The sequence below is a fragment of the Burkholderia catarinensis genome, from assembly GCF_001883705.2.
Classification (GTDB): Bacteria; Pseudomonadota; Gammaproteobacteria; order Burkholderiales; family Burkholderiaceae; genus Burkholderia; species Burkholderia catarinensis.
In genome coordinates this window covers 1-720 of the sequence record NZ_MDEQ02000076.1, presented here as the reverse complement: position 1 = coordinate 720, position 720 = coordinate 1, and the positions used below count along the sequence as shown (strand labels likewise).

At 68.3% G+C, this 720-nt stretch carries 1 protein-coding gene; it reads left to right on the top strand.

Annotated features, from left to right (window positions below; translation table 11 throughout):
* Positions 1-79 precede the first annotated feature (79 nt).
* Positions 80-720 (top strand): penicillin-binding protein activator LpoB (locus BFF94_RS37560; protein WP_219140469.1); only part of this gene is annotated, 641 nt, incomplete at its 3' end.

Here is a 720-nt window from a genome sequence, read left to right as displayed (position 1 = left end):
TCGCGCGCCACACCGGGGGGCTTATCGAAGATCGCACGAACACATAAGCCGAACAACGACTCTATCGATCGATAACGACATGAAGACCAACCTTTCCCATCGTCTTACCCAAGGTGCGCTGGTCGCAGCGCTTTGCGCGTCCGTCGCGGGCTGCGGCGGCATGGTGACGCCCGGCGGCCAGAACGCCGGCGTGACGGGTGCCGCGGCGGGCGGCGCGAGCGCGGGCGCCGATTCGGGGCTGCAGCGCTGTGCGTCGCCGCTGGGCACGATCGCCGTCGACGACGGCCGCAATGCCGACTGGTGGGGCCCGTTCGGCAGCGCGACGAAGATGACGACGATCGACCCGCTGCTGCGCCTGGCGGTCCAGCAGTCGAACTGCTTCGTGATCACGTCGATCGGCAACCAGAAGAGCGACGCGCGCCTGTCGCGCATCACGCAGCTGCAGCGCGGCTCGGGTGAATACCGCGCGGGCTCGAAGCAGCAGAAGGGCCAGCGTGTGGCGGCGGACTACTACATGGAACCGCAGATCGTGATCAACGATTCGCCGATCGGCGGGATCGGCAGCATGATCGGCGGGCTGATCGGCAACAGCGCGGTGGCGGCGGTGGCGGGCCACTTGCAGGCGAAGGCGTCGGTCGTGACGCTGACGCTGTTCGACGTGCGCTCGGCGGTGCAGATCGCGGCGTCGGAAGGCAGCTCGACGGCGACCAACTACGGCGC